Annotated in this window: 14 protein-coding genes and 1 pseudogene; 5 read left to right on the forward strand and 10 right to left on the reverse strand. The window is 64.9% G+C overall.

Annotation, left to right across the window (positions count from 1 at the left end; translation table 11 throughout):
- Positions 1-61 precede the first annotated feature (61 nt).
- The 10 genes and pseudogenes from ACQKQA_RS26180 to ACQKQA_RS26225 all read right to left on the reverse strand — a co-directional run.
- A pseudogene (locus ACQKQA_RS26180) lies at positions 62-325 on the reverse strand (lysine--tRNA ligase); the annotation flags it as partial.
- Between the two features lie 109 nt (positions 326-434).
- A protein-coding gene (prfB, locus tag ACQKQA_RS26185; protein ID WP_427563944.1) for a peptide chain release factor 2 occupies positions 435-1,530 on the reverse strand; the annotation gives its coding sequence in 2 pieces (ribosomal slippage) (positions 435-1,457 and positions 1,459-1,530; 1,095 coding nt in all).
- Positions 1,531-1,638: 108 nt separating this feature from the next.
- A complete protein-coding gene (locus ACQKQA_RS26190) occupies positions 1,639-2,640 on the reverse strand; it encodes a diguanylate cyclase domain-containing protein (protein WP_427563946.1) in 1,002 nt (333 codons plus the stop codon).
- Positions 2,641-2,688: 48 nt separating this feature from the next.
- Entirely contained in the window at positions 2,689-3,702 is a 1,014-nt protein-coding gene (locus ACQKQA_RS26195; RefSeq protein ID WP_427563947.1) for a chemotaxis response regulator protein-glutamate methylesterase, read from the reverse strand.
- The gene (locus tag ACQKQA_RS26200) at positions 3,699-6,038 is read right to left on the reverse strand and encodes a hybrid sensor histidine kinase/response regulator (RefSeq protein WP_427563949.1); all 2,340 of its coding nucleotides are present in this window, start codon (positions 6,036-6,038) and stop codon (positions 3,699-3,701) included. Before ACQKQA_RS26200 ends, ACQKQA_RS26195 begins: the two co-directional genes overlap by 4 nt.
- Positions 6,035-6,721 carry a chemotaxis protein CheW gene (locus ACQKQA_RS26205; RefSeq protein WP_427563951.1) on the reverse strand — a complete coding sequence of 229 codons (687 nt, stop codon included), beginning with the start codon at positions 6,719-6,721 and terminating at the stop codon, positions 6,035-6,037. The genes ACQKQA_RS26200 and ACQKQA_RS26205 overlap by 4 nt, the downstream gene beginning before the upstream one ends.
- Entirely contained in the window at positions 6,718-8,001 is a 1,284-nt protein-coding gene (locus ACQKQA_RS26210) for a CheR family methyltransferase (protein ID WP_427563952.1), read from the reverse strand. The genes ACQKQA_RS26205 and ACQKQA_RS26210 overlap by 4 nt, the downstream gene beginning before the upstream one ends.
- Complete coding sequence (locus ACQKQA_RS26215) at positions 7,998-8,534, reverse strand: chemotaxis protein CheW (protein WP_427563953.1); 537 nt, start codon at positions 8,532-8,534, stop codon at positions 7,998-8,000. The genes ACQKQA_RS26210 and ACQKQA_RS26215 overlap by 4 nt, the downstream gene beginning before the upstream one ends.
- Entirely contained in the window at positions 8,534-10,156 is a 1,623-nt protein-coding gene (locus tag ACQKQA_RS26220; protein ID WP_427563954.1) for a methyl-accepting chemotaxis protein, read from the reverse strand. The genes ACQKQA_RS26215 and ACQKQA_RS26220 overlap by 1 nt, the downstream gene beginning before the upstream one ends.
- Positions 10,157-10,388: 232 nt before the next feature.
- The gene (locus tag ACQKQA_RS26225; RefSeq protein WP_427563956.1) at positions 10,389-11,114 is read right to left on the reverse strand and encodes a tellurite resistance TerB family protein; all 726 of its coding nucleotides are present in this window, start codon (positions 11,112-11,114) and stop codon (positions 10,389-10,391) included.
- A 190-nt stretch (positions 11,115-11,304) separates the two neighbouring features.
- Between ACQKQA_RS26225 and ACQKQA_RS26230 the strand changes: the two genes are divergently transcribed.
- From ACQKQA_RS26230 to ACQKQA_RS26250, 5 genes are all read left to right on the forward strand, one after another.
- Positions 11,305-12,219, forward strand: a complete 915-nt coding sequence (locus ACQKQA_RS26230) for a LysR family transcriptional regulator (protein ID WP_427563957.1) — start codon at positions 11,305-11,307, stop codon at positions 12,217-12,219.
- A 104-nt stretch (positions 12,220-12,323) separates the two neighbouring features.
- Positions 12,324-13,814: a gamma-aminobutyraldehyde dehydrogenase gene (locus tag ACQKQA_RS26235; RefSeq protein WP_427563959.1), complete on the forward strand. Its 1,491-nt coding sequence runs from the start codon at positions 12,324-12,326 to the stop codon at positions 13,812-13,814.
- A 127-nt stretch (positions 13,815-13,941) separates the two neighbouring features.
- Entirely contained in the window at positions 13,942-15,093 is a 1,152-nt protein-coding gene (gene ydcS / locus ACQKQA_RS26240) for a putative ABC transporter substrate-binding protein YdcS (RefSeq protein ID WP_427563960.1), read from the forward strand.
- A 246-nt stretch (positions 15,094-15,339) separates the two neighbouring features.
- The gene (locus ACQKQA_RS26245; RefSeq protein WP_427563962.1) at positions 15,340-16,377 is read left to right on the forward strand and encodes an ABC transporter ATP-binding protein; all 1,038 of its coding nucleotides are present in this window, start codon (positions 15,340-15,342) and stop codon (positions 16,375-16,377) included.
- Between the two features lies 1 nt (position 16,378).
- The coding region (locus tag ACQKQA_RS26250; RefSeq protein WP_427563963.1) for an ABC transporter permease at positions 16,379-17,025 on the forward strand (647 nt) is incomplete at its 3' end.

Raw genomic sequence — 17,025 nt, forward strand, 5'->3', positions numbered from 1 at the left:
CCCTTGACCGCTTTCATCGAAACGGTGGCGATCACTTCGGCGCAGATGGCGATGGCCAGGTACCGGTCATGTCCTGGATCACCATGAACGAACCGCGGTTGAGCATGATGCGACCGGCAACCTTGACCGGGATTGCAGCCTCGGCCAGCTCTTCCTTGGTCTTGTCCGCGTACTGTTTCTGCAGGTCATCGCAGTAGTTGTCGCGGCGGAAGTCGTTGGGGAAGGCATTGCCCTTGGCGCGCTCGGCAGCAAGCTTTTCCTTGCGCAGGGCGATCAGGGTGTTTTCTTCCTGTTGCAGGGCCTGGTCGAGTTGTAGGTCGCTCATGTCTTTAAAATTTCCATCACAGGTTCGTTGCCCCTCGCCTGTGGCAAGGGATCGCGGGCCGTCTCGCTCCTACAGAAGCGCGCCGTACCCGCGGCATGGGTGTCGCGGCTTACAGCCCCGATTTCAGGCTGGCCACCAGGTATTCGTCGATATCGCCGTCGAGCACCTTGTCGCAGTCGCTGCGTTCGATGTTGGTGCGCAGATCCTTGATCCGCGAAGCATCGAGCACATAGGAGCGGATCTGGTGACCCCAGCCGATGTCCGACTTGCTGTCTTCCAGGGCCTGGGAGGCAGCGTTGCGCTTCTGCATTTCCAGCTCGTACAACTTGGCCCGCAGCATCTTCATGGCGGTGTCCTTGTTGGCGTGCTGGGAACGTTCGTTCTGGCAGCTGACCACGGTGTTGGTCGGTACGTGGGTGATACGCACGGCCGAGTCGGTGGTGTTTACGTGCTGGCCACCGGCACCGGAGGAGCGGTAGGTGTCGATCCGCAGGTCCGCCGGGTTGATCTCGATTTCCACCTTGTCGTCGATTTCCGGGGACACGAACACCGCAGAAAACGAAGTGTGGCGACGGTTGCCGGAGTCGAACGGGCTCTTGCGCACCAGGCGGTGCACGCCGATCTCGGTACGCAGCCAGCCAAAGACGTACTCGCCCTTGATATGCACGGTCGCGCCCTTGATCCCGGCGACTTCGCCGGCGGACAGCTCCATGATGGTCGCATCGAAACCGCGCTTGTCGGCCCAGCGCAGGTACATGCGCAACAGGATGTTGGCCCAGTCCTGGGCTTCGGTGCCGCCGGAGCCGGCCTGGATGTCCAGGTAGGCGTTGTTCATGTCCATCTCGCCGCTGAACATGCGACGGAATTCCAGCTTGGCCAGGGATTCCTCGAGACGGGCCAGTTCGGCGACCACATCGCCTACCGCGCCTTCGTCGTTCTCTTCGACGGCCATGTCCAGCAGGTCGCGGCAATCGGCCAGGCCACCGGACAGCTCGTCCAGGGTCTCGACGATCTGCGCCAGCGTAGAACGCTCGCGGCCCAGTTCCTGGGCGTATTCGGGTTTGTTCCAGACGTTCGGATCTTCAAGCTCGCGATTGACTTCAATCAGACGCTCATGCTTTTGATCGTAGTCAAAGATACCCCCGAATAGTTTCGGAGCGCTCGGACAGGTCCTTGATAGTGTTAAGGATCGGGTTGATTTCCATGGCAGGCAGCACTCGTTGGCGAACTTTTGAAAGCCGGCGAGTATAACGTAATCACGCTGTCACGGCAGCCCGCCTGGCGGCTTTAGGCCTCCGTGGCGTCGGTTTTTTTCACTCTATCCCTACCTGATTGCGACCATTGTCCTTGGCCAGATACAGGCCCTTGTCGGCCGCCGAGATCAATTGCCGGTAACTGGTACTCGGCTGCGGAGTCATGGTCGACAGGCCGATGCTGATGGTCAGGCTGGCCCCTTCGGTCGGCGCGATATGGGGAATCTTCAGGGCGGCGACGGTCTGGCGCAGTTTCTCGGCCACCAGCCGCGCCCCGCCGGGCGAGGTGTTCGGCAGCACCAGGGCGAATTCCTCGCCGCCATAACGCGCCGGCAGATCCGACGGTCGGCTGCTGGCCTCGCGAATCGCCTCCGCCACCTTGCGCAAGGCTTCGTCGCCTTCCAGGTGGCCGAAGGTGTCGTTGTAGGACTTGAAGTAGTCGACATCGATCATCAGCAGCGACAGCTGGGTCTGGTCGCGCATGGCCCGACGCCACTCCAGCTCCAGGTACTCGTCGAAATGCCGGCGGTTGGAGAGCCCGGTCAGGCCGTCGGAGTTCATCAGGCGCTGCAGCACCAGGTTGGTGTCGAGCAGCTGCTGCTGGCTGACCCGCAACGCGCGATAGGCCGCGTCGCGCTGCAACAGGGTCATGTAGGAGCGCGAGTGGTAGCGAATGCGCGCCACCAGCTCGATGTTGTCCGGCAGCTTGACCAGGTAATCGTTGGCCCCGGCAGCGAAGGCCGCGCTCTTGATCAGCGGGTCTTCCTTGGTCGAAAGCACGATGATCGGAATATTCTGGGTCGCCGGGTGGTTGCGGTACTCGCGCACCAGCGTCAAGCCGTCCAGCCCCGGCATCACCAGGTCCTGCAGGATCACCGTGGGCTTGATGCGGATCGCCTGGGCAATGGCCTGGTGGGGGTCGGCACAAAAGTGGAAGTCGATGTTTTCTTCATTCGCCAACCCACGCCGCACAGCCTCACCGATCATGGCCTGGTCGTCGACCAGCAGCACCATCGCAGCATTTTCATCGGTCTTGAAATCGTCGAGCTGTAAATCATTCATGGGTTGTCACCTGAGTTGCTACCTGGCCAGGACAGCTGCGTTTGTCGGTCATTTGGCAAATATCTCCAGCAATCGTGGAGCGATCTTGTCCAGTGGGCGAATCTCTGTGGCGGCGTCGATGGCAGCGGCCGCCTTGGGCATGCCATACACCGCACTACTATTCTGGTCCTGGGCGATGGTCAGATACCCCTGGTCGCGCATCAGTTTCAGGCCCTGGGCGCCGTCGCGGCCCATGCCGGTCAGCAGTACGCCGACCGCGTCGCCATTCCAGTAACTGGCGACGCTTTCAAAAAACACATCGATCGATGGCCGATAGATCTCGTTCACCGGTTCGGCGGTGTAGGCCAGGGTGCCGTTCTTCAACAACCGGATATGGTGGTTGGTCCCGGCCAGCAGCACCGTCCCGCTCTCTGGCGGCTCGCCTTCGCGGGCCAGGCGCACCTTGAGCCCGGAGGAGGTGCTGAGCCACTCGGCCATGCCTGCGGCGAACACCTGGTCGACATGCTGCACCAGCACGATGGCGGCCGGGAAATTGCCCGGCAACCCCTTGAGCAGCACCTCCAGCGCCGCCGGGCCACCGGCGGACGAACCGATCGCCACCAGTCCCTGGCGTTGCGCCATGGCCCGCGGAGACGCCGGTGCCGAACGCAAGCGGCTATTGCGTTGCTGGCCGATCAGCCAGCCGATATTGAGGATCTTGCGCAACAAGGGGGCTGCTGCTTCCTGTGCATTGCCGGCCCCCAGGGCCGGCGTATCGACCACGTCCAGTGCGCCATGGCCCATGGCTTCGAAAACCCGATGCACGTTCTGCTGGCGGTCCACCGTGACAATCACGATCGCGCAGGGCGTTTCGGCCATGATCCGGCGGGTCGCCTCGACGCCGTCCATCACCGGCATGATCAGGTCCATCAGGATCAGGTCGGGCGTCAGCCGCGCGCAGTATTCGACCGCCTCGGCGCCGTTGGTCGCGACCCACACCACTTCGTGGCTGGGCTCGAAGGCCAGGGCCCGGCGCAGGGCCTCCACCGCCATGGGCATGTCATTGACGATCGCGATCTTCATGCCCGCGCTCCTCCAATCAGTTCCACCACCGCATCCAGCAGGGCGTCGTCATGGAAACTGGCTTTGGCTAGATAATAGTCGGCTCCGGCATCCAGTCCACGGCGCCGGTCCTCTTCGCGATCCTTGTAGGAAACCACCATCACCGGCAGCGACTGCAGGCGATTGTCACGGCGCAGGAGTGTGACCAATTCAATCCCATCCATTCGGGGCATATCGATGTCAGTGATCAGCAGGTCGAAGTCTTCCGACCGCAGGGCGTTCCAGCCATCCATGCCGTCGACGGCGACCGCTACGTCGTAACCACGGTTAAGCAGCAGCTTGCGTTGCAGTTCCCGCACGGTAAGCGAGTCGTCGACCACCAGGATGCGCTTGCGCGCTGTCTCGGCCTGATGCCGGTTGTGGCGCGCGATACGCTCCAGGCGGCCGGTATTGAGCAACTTGTCCACCGAACGCAGCATGTCTTCGACATCGACGATCAACACTACCGAGCCGTCGTCGAGCAAGGCCCCGGCGGAAATGTCCTGGACCTTGCCCAGGCGCTCGTCCAGCGGCAGCACCACCAGGGTCCGTTCGCCAATGAAGCGCTCGACCGCCACGCCATAGACCGCATCGCGCTCGCGGATCACCACGACCTTGAGCGTGGATTCGTTGCTCTGCCCCGCCGGGCGGTGCAACAACTGGCTGGCTGCGACCAGCCCGACATGGCGACCTTCGTGCCAGAAATGCTGGCGTCCTTCGAGCTGGACAATGTCGTCGGGCTCCAGGTCGCACATGCGTTCGATATGCGCCAGCGGAAAGGCATAAGCCTCTTCGCCCACCTCCACCACCAGGCTGCGCACCACCGACAGGGTCAGCGGCACTTCGAGGTGGAAGCAACTGCCCTGCCCCGCCACCTGCTCCAGCCGCACCGCGCCGCGCAGTTGGCGTACCATGTGCTGCACCGCGTCCAGGCCGACACCGCGCCCGGACACCTCGGTGACCTTGTCCCGCAGGCTGAAACCCGGCAGGAACAGGAAGGTCAGCAGTTCTTCCTCGCTCAGCTGGGCCGCGGTCTCGGCCGGCGACAGCTGGCGTTCGACAATGCTCTGGCGCACCCGTTCCAAGTCGACGCCGTTGCCGTCGTCGCTGAGCTCCAGCACCAGCAGCCCGGCCTGGTGCGAGGCGCGCAAACGAATCAGGCCTTCCACCGGCTTGCCCGCCAGCAGCCGCTGCTCGGGCGTCTCGATGCCGTGATCGACCGCGTTGCGCAGCAGGTGGGTCAGCGGCGCCTCGAGTTTTTCCAGGACGTCGCGATCGACCTGGGTCTTCTCGCCCTCGACTTCCAGGCGCACCTGCTTGCCCAGGCTGCGCCCCAGGTCGCGGACCATCCGCGCCTGGCCCACCAACACATCGGCGAACGGCCGCATGCGACAGGCCAGAGCGGTGTCGTAGAGCACCTGGGCGCGCTGGCTGGCCTGCCAGCCGAACTCATCCAGTTCGGCGGTTTTCTCGATCAGCAATTGCTGGGATTCGGCCAGCAGGCGCCGCGCATCCTCCAGGGCTTCCTGGGCCTCGAGGCCCAGCACCTGCTCCTTGAGGTGCCCATTGAGGTTTTCCAGGGCCCGCAGGCCGTTGCTCTGCATGCGCTTGAGGCGCTGCAAGGTCGCCAGATACGGCTTCAGGCGCTGGGTTTCCACCAGCGACTTGCTCGACAGATCGAGCAGGCTGTTCAGGCGTTCGGCCGTGACCCGCAACACCCGCTCACCGCCTTCGGCCAGTTTCTTGCCCTTGTAGGCGGCCGCGGGCGCTTCCTGCTGGCCCTCCTGCGATGCTTCCTGCGGCATCTCGAATGGCGGGAGCACAAGCTCCGGCTCGGGTTCGACGGGCGCGACCTGCAGTTGCAACTCGGCCATCGGCGGCAGGCCCGGTTCGACCCGAGGCAGGACAATGCCCGGCGCCACGCCCGCCGAGCTGCTCAGTTGCTCCATGAGCGCCACATAGGCCTGGATGTCCTGCTCGGCGACCTGGCTGCTGCCCGGCGTGGCGATACGCATCAGGAAATCCGTGCCTTGCAGCAGGGCGTCGATATGTTCCGGCTGCAGATACAGCCGCCCTTCCTGGGCGCTGACCAGGCAATCTTCCATCACGTGGGCCACGCTGACCCCGGCATCGATCCCGACGATCCGTGCCGCGCCCTTGAGCGAATGGGCCGCGCGCATGCAGGCTTCCAGCTGCTCGGCCTGGATCGGGTTGCGCTCCAGCGCCAGCAGGCCGGCACTGAGCACCTGGGTCTGGGCCTCGGCCTCCAGGCTGAAGAGTTCGAGCAGCGAGGCGTCGCGCATTTGATCGGGGGTCATGTCAGGCTCCGGGTCACGGCAGACAGCAGCTGTTCTTCATCCAGCCAACGCAGGCTGCGCCCTCGCCACTGCAGGACGCCCCGGGTGTACTTGGCGCTGGCCTGCTGACCGGAAACCACCGCGGCATTCAGGGTCCGCTCGTCGATGGCATGGATGCCCTCCACCTCGTCCACCGGCACCACCACCGGACCGCCCTGGGCGGCGATGATCAGCATGCGCGGCATGACCCGCCCGCCCGCGGCAACCGTCTGGGTGGCATCCAGCCCCAGCAGTTCCACCAGCGACAGGCAGGCCACCAGCGCGCCCCGCACATTCGCCACCCCCAGCAAAGCCCGCGAACGCTGGTGCGGCAGGGAATGGATCGCCTGCAGCGGCGCCACCTCCACCAGGCAGCGGATGGCAATGCCCAGCCACTCCTCCCCCAGGCGGAACATCAAGATCGAGCGGGTGACGATATCCGTGTCGGCCTCGGCCGCCACCGCTTGTTCGTGGTGTTCCTGCTGCAACGCATAACGGTCGAGCAAGCGGGTGGCCGCCGCGGAATACACCGAGCAGTTGCGGCAATGCACATGCGCGGCCAGCAACGGGCAACTCTTGTCGCCGTGGATACCGATCCGGTTCCAGCAATCGTCGATGGCCTGGGCATCTTCGTGGGTCACGTTCAACGAAACAGCACCGCTCATGATTTACGCTCACTGTCTGCGGCGCGGCCGCTACGGGCCGCGCGCTCCTGCAATCGACGGGCACCGGCGGCATCCCCCTGGGAGGCCAGCAAGGCGGCCAGGTGCACCAGCGATTCGGCATGCTGCGGGTCCAGGTACAAGGCCTTGCGATAGAACCCCTGGGCCTCCAGGGCACTGCCCGCCACATCGCTGAGCAGCCCCAGCCAATAGAACACCTGCGCCACCGGCTCATGGTTCGCCAGGTAATGCTCGCACGCCATCCGGGCCTCGGCGCTTTTGCCTTCGTTGGCCAGGGCCGCGATGCTGGCCAGCAGGGTCGCGGCGTCGCTGGCCGGCTTGGCCGACGCCGGGATCGGGCTGATCGCCGGGGTCGATACCGCGCTGGCGAACGGCCGGCTGCGCACCGGCGGGGCGACGCTGCGCAGCGGCTGGCGCAACGGCAACGCACTCGGCACGAAGGCCGGCGCCGGGGCGGGCTCGGGTCCGTTATCCCGGCTGAAGGCGAAGGACTGGGCAACGCCGATCGAACGCATGCCCAGGCGCCCCAGCAGGCTGCCCTCGGCCGGGCCGATGAACAGCACCCCTTCGACGTGAGTCAGGCGCTTGAGCACTTCGAATACCTGGCGCTGGGTCGGCTGGTCGAAATAGATCAGCAGGTTGCGACAGAAGACGAAATCGTAGGGTGGCTCGTTGACCAGCAGGGTCGGGTCCAGGAGGTTGCCGACCTGCAAGCGCACCTGCTCGCGGACCCGCTCGCTGAGGCGGTAGCGCTCATCATCGGCGGCGAAATGCCGCTCGCGAAAATCGCTGTGCTGGCCCCGAAAGGAGTTCTTGCCATACACCGCCTGCCTGGCCCGCTCGACCGACAGCGGGCTGACATCGAAGCCATCGACCTTGAACTGATGGGGCGCCAGCCCGGCATCGAGCAAGGCCATGGCAATGGAGTACGGCTCCTCGCCGGTGGAGCATGGCAGGCTGAGGATGCGCAACGCGCGCATGCCCTTGAGGGCGGCCAGGCGCGCGAGGGCGAGCTTGGCCAGGGTGGCGAAGGATTCCGGGTAACGGAAAAACCAGGTTTCCGGGACGATTACCGCCTCGATCAGCGCCTGCTGTTCATCCGGCGAACCCTGCAGAGTCTGCCAGTAATGGTCGGTGCTCGGCGCCTGCTGGGCGAGGCTGCGCTGGCGCACCGCGCGCTCGATGATCGCCGGGCCCACCGAGGCCACGTCCAGGCCGATGCGCTCCTTGAGGAAATCGAAAAATCGCTGGTCGCCGCTCATGACGACTCCCCGAGCAGCGCCAGATCCAGCGGTGGCGAGGGAAACAGCAAGGCCCGCACCTGGGCATCCAGCAGGTCGTCGACCCGCACCCACTGCAACAGGCCCTGGGCATCTTCGTAGACCGGTCCCAGATACGGCGCATGGCGGTTATCCAGGCCATAAGCCTTGAAGTCCTGCGGGTCGCAACGCAGGGTGTCGGTGGCCTGCTCCAGGATCAGCCCCAGCAACCGCGCGGGCTGCTCGGCCTGCTGGCGGTAGTGGACCAGCACCAGGCGGGTGCTGGTGCGTTGCCGGGCCGGCTCGCCAAAGGTCAGGGCGCAGAGGTCGATCACCGGCACCACGCTGCCGCGATGGGCGAAGACCCCGGCCACCCAGGCCGGGGCCCGGGGAATCGGCTTGAGTTGCAGGCGCGGCAATACTTCGGCCACCTCGACGGCCTGCAAGGCATAACGTTCGGTACCGATGCGAAACACCAGGAACAGCGCGTTTTTCGTCACCGTCCCTGCGCCGCGTGTCGCTGCGAGCTCGTTCATCAGACTTTGAAACGCGAGACGCCGCTGCGCAGCCCCACCGCCACCTGGCTCAGTTCATCGATGGCGAAACTGGCCTGGCGCAGCGACTCGACGGTCTGGCTGCTGGCGTCGCCCAACTGCACCAGGGCGTGGTTGATCTGTTCGGCGCCAGTGGCCTGGGCCTGCATGCCTTCGTTGACCATCAAGACCCGCGGCGCCAGCGCCTGGACCTGATGGATGATTTGCGACAGTTGCTCGCCGACCTGCTGCACTTCGGCCATGCCGCGGCGCACTTCCTCGGAGAACTTGTCCATGCCCATGACCCCGGCCGAGACCGCCGACTGGATCTCGCGCACCATCTGCTCGATGTCGTAGGTGGCGACCGCGGTCTGGTCCGCCAGGCGCCGCACTTCGGTGGCCACCACGGCGAAACCGCGGCCGTATTCGCCGGCCTTCTCGGCCTCGATCGCGGCGTTGAGCGACAGCAGGTTGGTCTGGTCGGCGACCTTGACGATGGTCACCACCACCTGGTTGATGTTGCCGGCCTTCTCGTTGAGGATCGCCAGTTTGGCGTTGACCAGGTCGGCCGCGCCCATCACCGAGTGCATGGTGTCTTCCATCCGCGCCAGGCCCTGCTGGCCGGAACCGGCCAGCACCGAGGCCTGGTCGGCGGCGGTGGAGACTTCGGTCATGGTGCGCACCAGATCCCGGGAAGTCGCGGCGATTTCCCGGGAGGTAGCGCCAATTTCGGTGGTGGTCGCCGCGGTTTCGGTGGCCGTCGCCTGTTGCTGCTTGGAGGTGGCGGCAATCTCGGTGACCGAGGTGGTGACCTGGACCGAGGAGCGCTGCGCCTGGGACACCAGGGAGTTGAGTTCGGTCATCATGTCGTTGAAGCCGGTTTCCACGGCGCCGAATTCGTCCTTGCGCTCCAGGTTCAGGCGGTTGGTCAGGTCGCCGCTGCGCATGATGTCGAGAATATTCACGATGCGGTTCATCGGCGCCATGATCGCGCGCATCAGCAGCAGGCCGCACAGGGCCGCCGCCAGGATCGCCACCAGCAGGGAAACGCCCATGCTGATCTTGGCGGCGAGCACCGCGTCATCGATCTGCGCCGCGGCCGAGTCGGCTACGCCTTTGTTCTCGTCGATGATGTCGTTGAGCTTCATCCGCCCGGCAATCCAGGTCGGGGTCAACTGCTCATGGAACACGCGGACAGCCTCGGCGGCCTGGTTGCGCCGATGCAGCTCCAGAACCATGGCCTGGGCCTTGAGAAGATCCTGATGGTGTTTTTCGAATTCGTCGAACTCCCGTAGGTCTGCCTCGCTGCGCAGGGTTTCCTTGTAGCTAGCCATGTATTTCTGCAGGCGTTGCTCGAAGTTCTTGAAGTCGGCCTCATCCTCGGCACTGACACCCTTGCCGACTTTCATGCCAATGATTTCCTGGATGCGCAGATAACTGTCGACCCACGAACCGCGGATCATCGAGCTGAAATAGACCCCCGGGATGGCGTCGGAACGCATGCGTTCTTCACCGGCTTCGATCTTCAGCAGACGGGAGTAAGAGGCCACGACCATCAACAGCATGATGGTGATAATCACCGCAAAGCTCGCCAAAATGCGTTGGCGCAACGTCCAGTTCTTCACAGTCAGTCCTCGGGGCCATTCAAATGGTGGGGAGTATAGCCGAGGGCGTGCCATCCTTAATCAGTGTGTTGCGCACCACGTCTCACCCGGAGCGAAATGCAGCGCCTGCTCTGGACGGCTACTTTCCGCCAGGTGAGTCGAGCGCCGCCAGTGACATTCCGGCAGAAACGGACGCTACTTCAGCCATCCACGGGGGCGTGCGGAGCGCTGTCCCACGCACGCCCGGCAGGCGTCAGAGGCTGGCCTGTCGCACCTGCTTTTCCAGCTCGAGCTTCAACCCCGGCTCCAGCTTGAGCTGCCGCGCCAGCTCCTCCAGGTAGGCCTTTTCCATGAAGTTTTCCTCGTCCACCAGCATCACGCTGGCGACGTACATTTCAGCGGCCATTTCCGGGGTGCCGGCGGCCCGCGCCACATCCGCCGGGTCCAGGGGTTTGTTGAGCTCGGCGTGCAACCAGTGCTGCAACGCCTGATCGTTGTCCAGGCGGGTGAATTCGCCTTCGATCAAGGCGCGCTCGCGCTCATCGATATGGCCATCGGCCTTGGCCGCGGCGACCAGCGCCTTGAGGATCGCCTGGCTATGCTGCTCGACCTGTTGCGCAGGCAGCCGGTCGAGGGTCTGCGGCTCGGCCTTTGGCGCACCGGCCTGCTGCGCCTGCCAGTTGCCGTAGGCCTTGTAGGCGATCACCCCGAGTGCCGCCAGGCCGCCGTAGGCCAGCGCCTTGCCACCGAAACTGCGGGCCTTTTTATTGCCCAGCAGCAAGCCCATGGCCCCGGCGGCCAGGGCGCCACCTCCGGCACCGGACAACAGGCTGCCCAGATTGCCGGAGCCGCCACCGAGCAAGCTGCCCAGTGCGCCCTTGTCGGCGCCGGGGGCCTTGTTCGGCTGCGCCCCGGCCTTGTTCTGCAACAGCTCCTGCCCGGACTTGAGTAATTGATCGAGCAATCCACGGGTGTTCATCCCAACCTCCAGAAACTTGAGTTCACCGAATCGATAAGGCCATCAGCCTAGAGCGAAGTGCCCTCTTTCTGGGCCCGAGTGTGCTTCCAGATGTTGCTTCGCCAGGGGCAGCCGGGGCCATGGACAGCCCTTCGATTAAAGCGATATACACTCGCAAAAATCGATAAAAATGCCTGCCCGGTGATTGCCCATGATGACCTTGCGCCAGATCCGACACTTCATCGCCGTAGCCGAGACCGGCTCGATCTCGGCTGCCGCCCAGGCGGTGTTCATTTCCCAGTCGACCCTGACCCTGGCGATCCAGCAGCTCGAGCAGGAAATCGGCGTCAGCCTGTTCAACCGCCATGCCAAGGGCATGACCCTGACCCACCAGGGCCACCAGTTCCTGCGCCAGGCGCACCTGATCCTGGCCACCGTCGACAATGCCAAGCGCAGCCTGCAACAGAGCACCGACCCGGTAGCCGGCCAGTTGACCGTCGGCGTCACCAGCCTGGTCGCCGGGTATTACCTGGCCGACCTGCTCACCCGCTTCCAGCGTGCCTACCCCAATGTGGGCATCCGCGTGATGGAGGACGAACGCCCCTACATCGAACATTTGCTGGTGAGCGGCGAGATCGACGTCGGGGTGCTGATCCTCTCCAACCTCGAGGACCGCCACGCCCTGCAGACCGAAGTGCTGACCCACTCCCCGCATCGCCTGTGGCTGCCCGCCCGGCATCCGCTGCTGGAACGCGACAGCATCAACCTGGCGGACGTCGCCCGCGAGCCGCTGATCCAGCTCAACGTCGATGAAATGGACCGCAACGCCCAGCGCCTGTGGTCCGGCGCCGGCCTGCAACCCCACGTCACCCTGCGCACCGCTTCCACCGAAGCGGTGCGCAGCCTGGTGGCGGCCGGGCTCGGGGTCTCGATCCAGCCGGACATGACTTACCGCCCCTGGTCGCTGGAGGGCGACATCATCGAAGCCAGGCCCATCGCCGACCTGAGCCAGACCCTCGATGTCGGCCTGGCCTGGCGCCGCGGCACGGCCCGGCCGGCGCTGGTGGACCCGTTCCTCACCGTGGCTCGCGAACAGCCCCACGGTGGGCGCAAGCCATCTATTTAATCGAACGCTGCATTCAGTATTTGGTATTTGTCGAGCGCAAGCCCCCCTACTAGTCTCTTGCCATTCCTATGCAGAAGGCCGGGCTTGCGTCACAGGGGAGCCCCATGGCCATACAAGAAAAGAGAACCCGGAACATGGCTGGCGCGCAGACTCCGATGCCCACCGCGTTGCTGATCGACGGCGAACTGGTTGCCGGCCAGGGTGTTGCCGAACCCATCCTCAACCCGGCCACCGGCGAAGTGCTGACCCGGATCGCCGAAGCCAGCACCGAACAGGTGGAAAGCGCGATCCTCGCCGCCCACCGGGCCTTTGCCGGCTGGTCACGGACCACGCCCCAGCAGCGGGCGCACATCCTCCTGGCGATTGCCGACACGGTGGAGAAGCAGGCCGAGCACTTGGCCCGCCTGGAATCCCTGAACTGCGGCAAGCCGCTGCACCTGGCGCGCCAGGATGACCTCAGCGCCACCGTCGACGTGTTCCGTTTCTTTGCTGGCGCCGTGCGCTGCCAGACCGGCCAGCTCGCCGGCGAATACCTGCCGGGCTACACCAGCATGGTGCGGCGCGACCCGCTCGGTGTGGTGGCGTCCATCGCGCCGTGGAATTACCCGATCATGATGGCCGCCTGGAAAATCGCCCCGGCCCTGGCCGCCGGCAACACCCTGGTGTTCAAGCCGTCCGAGCACACGCCGCTGTCGATCCTGGCCCTGGCGCCGGCCCTGGCCGAACTGCTGCCCCGTGGCGTGCTGAACATTGTCTGCGGCGGTGGCGAGGGCGTCGGCAGCCACCTGGTGAGCCATCCCAAAGTGCGCATGGTGTCGCTGACCGGCGATATCGTCACCGGCCAGAAGATCCTCCAGGCCGCCTCCAAAACCCTGAAACGCACGCACCTGGAACTGGGCGGCAAGGCCCCGGTGATTGTCTGCGACGATGCCGATCTGCAGGCCGTGGTCGAAGGCGTGCGCACCTATGGCTATTACAACGCCGGGCAGGATTGCACCGCGGCCTGCCGGATCTATGCCCAGGCCGGGATCCATGACCGCCTGGTGGCCGAGCTGGGCGCCGCCGTCGGCAGCCTGCGGTTCGCCGGCAAGCGCGATGCCGACAACGAGATCGGCCCGCTGATCAGCCCCCGCCAGCGCGACCGCGTGGCCAGCTTCGTCGAGCGCGCCCTGGGCCAGCCGCACATCGAACGGGTGACCGGCGCGGCGGTGCATTCGGGCGCCGGCTTCTATTACCAGCCGACCCTGCTGGCCGGCTGCCGGCAACAGGACGAAATCGTCCAGCGCGAGGTGTTCGGACCGGTGGTCACCGTCACCCGCTTCGACGAACTGGCCCAGGCAGTGGATTGGGCCAACGACTCGGAATACGGCCTGGCCTCATCGGTCTGGACCCGCAACCTGGACAAGGCGATGCAGGTGGCGGCCCGCCTGCAATACGGCTGCACCTGGATCAACAGCCATTTCATGCTGGTCAGCGAAATGCCCCACGGCGGCCTCAAGCGCTCCGGCTATGGCAAGGACCTGTCCAGCGATTCCCTGCAGGACTACAGCGTGGTGCGGCACATCATGGCGCGCCACGGCAACGATCTGGAATGACGGCAATGGGCTCGGTACGGCCACCCCAGCCACTTTTCGTACAGGGCCTAAGCTAATAACAAGCCCCCAAGGCGCGCTCCACCACGTTCGACTGCCCCGACCATAATTTGAAGAAGAGGGTTTTCCCATGTTCGTGCACAAGACCGCACTGCTCAGTGCAATCACCACCGCACTGCTGGCCAGCGCCAGTATTCAAGCCGCCGAACCGCTCAAGGCCGTCGGTGCTGGCGAGGGTCAGCTGGATATCGTGGCCTGGCCCGGCTACATCGAACGTGGCGAGAGCGACAAGAATTACGACTGGGTGACCGGTTTCGAGAAGGAGACCGGGTGCAAGGTCAACGTCAAGACCGCGGCCACCTCCGACGAGATGGTCAGCCTGATGGCCAAGGGTGGTTACGACCTGGTCACCGCGTCCGGCGATGCCTCCCTGCGGCTGATCGTCGGCAAGCGCGTGCAGCCGATCAACACCGCGCTGATCCCCAACTGGAGCGGCCTCGACCCGCGTCTCAAGGACGCGCCCTGGTACGTGGTCAACAAGCAGGTCTACGGCACCCCCTACCAGTGGGGTCCGAACGTGCTGATGTACAACACCAAGGTCTTCACCCAGGCCCCCACCAGCTGGGGCGTGCTGTTCGATCCGCAGAACCTGCCGGACGGCAAGCCCAACAAGGGCCGCGTGCAGGCCTACGACGGGCCGATCTACATCGCCGACGCCGCGCTGTACCTCAAGAGCGCCAAGCCGGAGCTGGGGATCAAGAACCCCTACGAACTGACCGAGGCCCAGTACAAGGCGGTGCTCGACCTGCTGCGCGCCCAGCAGCCGCTGATCCACCGCTACTGGCACGACACCACAGTGCAGATGAGCGACTTCAAGAACGAAGGCGTGGTGGCCGCCAGTTCCTGGCCGTATCAGGTCAACGGCCTGATCAACGAGAAACAACCGATCGCCTCGACCATTCCCAAGGAAGGGGCCACCGGCTGGGCCGACACCACCATGCTGCACAGCGAGGCCAAGCACCCCAACTGCGCCTACAAGTGGATGGACTGGTCGCTCAAGCCCAAGGTCCAGGGTGACGTCGCCGCCTGGTTCGGTTCGCTGCCGGCGGTACCAGCGGCCTGCAAGGAAAGCGAACTGCTGGGCGCCGAAGGCTGCAAGACCAACGGCTTCGACCAGTTCGACAAGATCGCCTTCTGGAAAACCCCGCAGGCCGAGGGCGGCAAGTTCGTGCCTTACAGCCGCTGGACCCAGGACTACATCGCAATCATGGGCGGTAGATAAAAGTCATTCCGGTAGCTGCTGCGCGTCGATTATCCGCGCCCGTGCAGTGCTCGCATCCTCACGTACCGACGTACGCTCCGGGTGCTGCGCGCTGGCCGGACACGGCTAATCGCCGCTCGCGACGCTCCCCGAACGACTTTCCCGGCCAAGGTTTTGCCAAAGGCAAAGCTGATTGGCGCATGACTGATTATCTGAAGTTCAGGCTGGGCCGCTGCGACGGCCCTGGCTTTTCCGGAGCCCCGCACCATGACGCTTGCAGTCCAGTTCACCAACGTTTCCCGGCAGTTCGGCGAGGTGAAGGCCGTCGACCGGGTTTCCATCGATATCCAGGACGGCGAGTTCTTTTCCATGCTCGGCCCTTCCGGCTCGGGCAAGACCACCTGCCTGCGCCTGATCGCCGGTTTCGAACAGCCCAGCGCCGGCTCGATCCGCATCCACGGCGCCGAGGCCGCGGGCTTGCCGCCCTACCAGCGCGACGTCAACACCGTGTTCCAGGACTACGCGCTGTTCCCCCACATGAACGTGCTCGACAACGTGGCCTACGGCCTGAAGGTCAAAGGCGTGGGCAAGCGCGAACGTCACGGGCGGGCCGAAGAAGCCCTGGCCATGGTCGCCCTGGACGGCTATGGCGAACGCAAGCCGGTGCAGCTGTCCGGCGGCCAACGCCAGCGCGTGGCCCTGGCCCGGGCCCTGGTCAACCGCCCGCGGGTACTGCTGCTGGACGAACCCCTGGGCGCCCTGGACCTGAAGCTGCGGGAACAGATGCAGGGCGAGCTGAAGAAGCTGCAGCGCCAGCTCGGCATCACCTTCATCTTCGTCACCCACGACCAGACCGAGGCGCTGTCGATGTCCGACCGCGTGGCCGTGTTCAACAAGGGCCGCATCGAGCAGGTCGACAGCCCGCGCAACCTGTACATGAAACCGGCCACCACCTTCGTCGCCGAATTCGTCGGCACCTCCAACGTGATCCGTGGCGAGCTGGCCGAACAATTGAGCGGCAGCCAGCGGCCGTTCTCGATCCGCCCGGAACACGTGCGCTTCGCCGAAGGCCCGTTGCGCAGCCACGAGATCGAAATCAGTGGCTTGCTGCACGATATCCAGTACCAGGGCAGCGCCACCCGCTACGAACTGCAACTGGACAACGGCCAGACCCTGAACATCAGCCAGGCCAACGACCAGTGGCTGGACAGCAGTGCCCAGCACCAGCCCGGACAGCGCCTCACCGCGCGCTGGGCTCGCGAGGCGATGATCCCGCTGGCCGATACCGCCGCGAGCGGGGTGTGACATGAACACCCTGGCGCTCACTCCCTCGCGACCCGGCGGCTCGCCGCTGCGGCGCTTCTCCAACCTGCTGTACCGGCGACCGAACCTGTACCTGTCGCTGCTGCTGGTGCCGCCGCTGATCTGGTTCGGCGCGATTTACCTGGGTTCCCTGCTGACCCTGCTCTGGCAAGGCTTCTACACCTTCGACGACTTCACCATGGCGGTCACCCCGGAGCTGACCCTGGCCAACTTCACCGCGCTGTTCCAGCCGTCGAACTTCGACATCATCCTGCGCACCCTGAGCATGGCCATCGTCGTCTCGCTTGCCAGTGCCGTGGTCGCGTTTCCCATCGCCTACTACATGGCGCGCTACACCAGCGGCAAGACCAAGGCGTTTTTCTATATCGCGGTGATGCTGCCGATGTGGGCCAGCTACATCGTCAAGGCCTACGCCTGGACCCTGCTGCTGGCCAAGGGCGGCGTCGCCCAGTGGTTCGTCCAGCACCTGGGGCTGGAGCCGCTGCTGCAGTGGGTGCTGGGCATTCCCGGGGTGGGCGGCAGCACCCTGTCGACCTCGCACCTGGGGCGCTTCCTGGTGTTCGTCTACATCTGGCTGCCGTTCATGATCCTGCCGATCCAGGCCTCCCTGGAGTTGACCCGGTGGGCCAG

This window comes from Pseudomonas sp. NPDC089530 (assembly GCF_050280705.1).
Lineage (GTDB): Bacteria > Pseudomonadota > Gammaproteobacteria > Pseudomonadales > Pseudomonadaceae > Aquipseudomonas.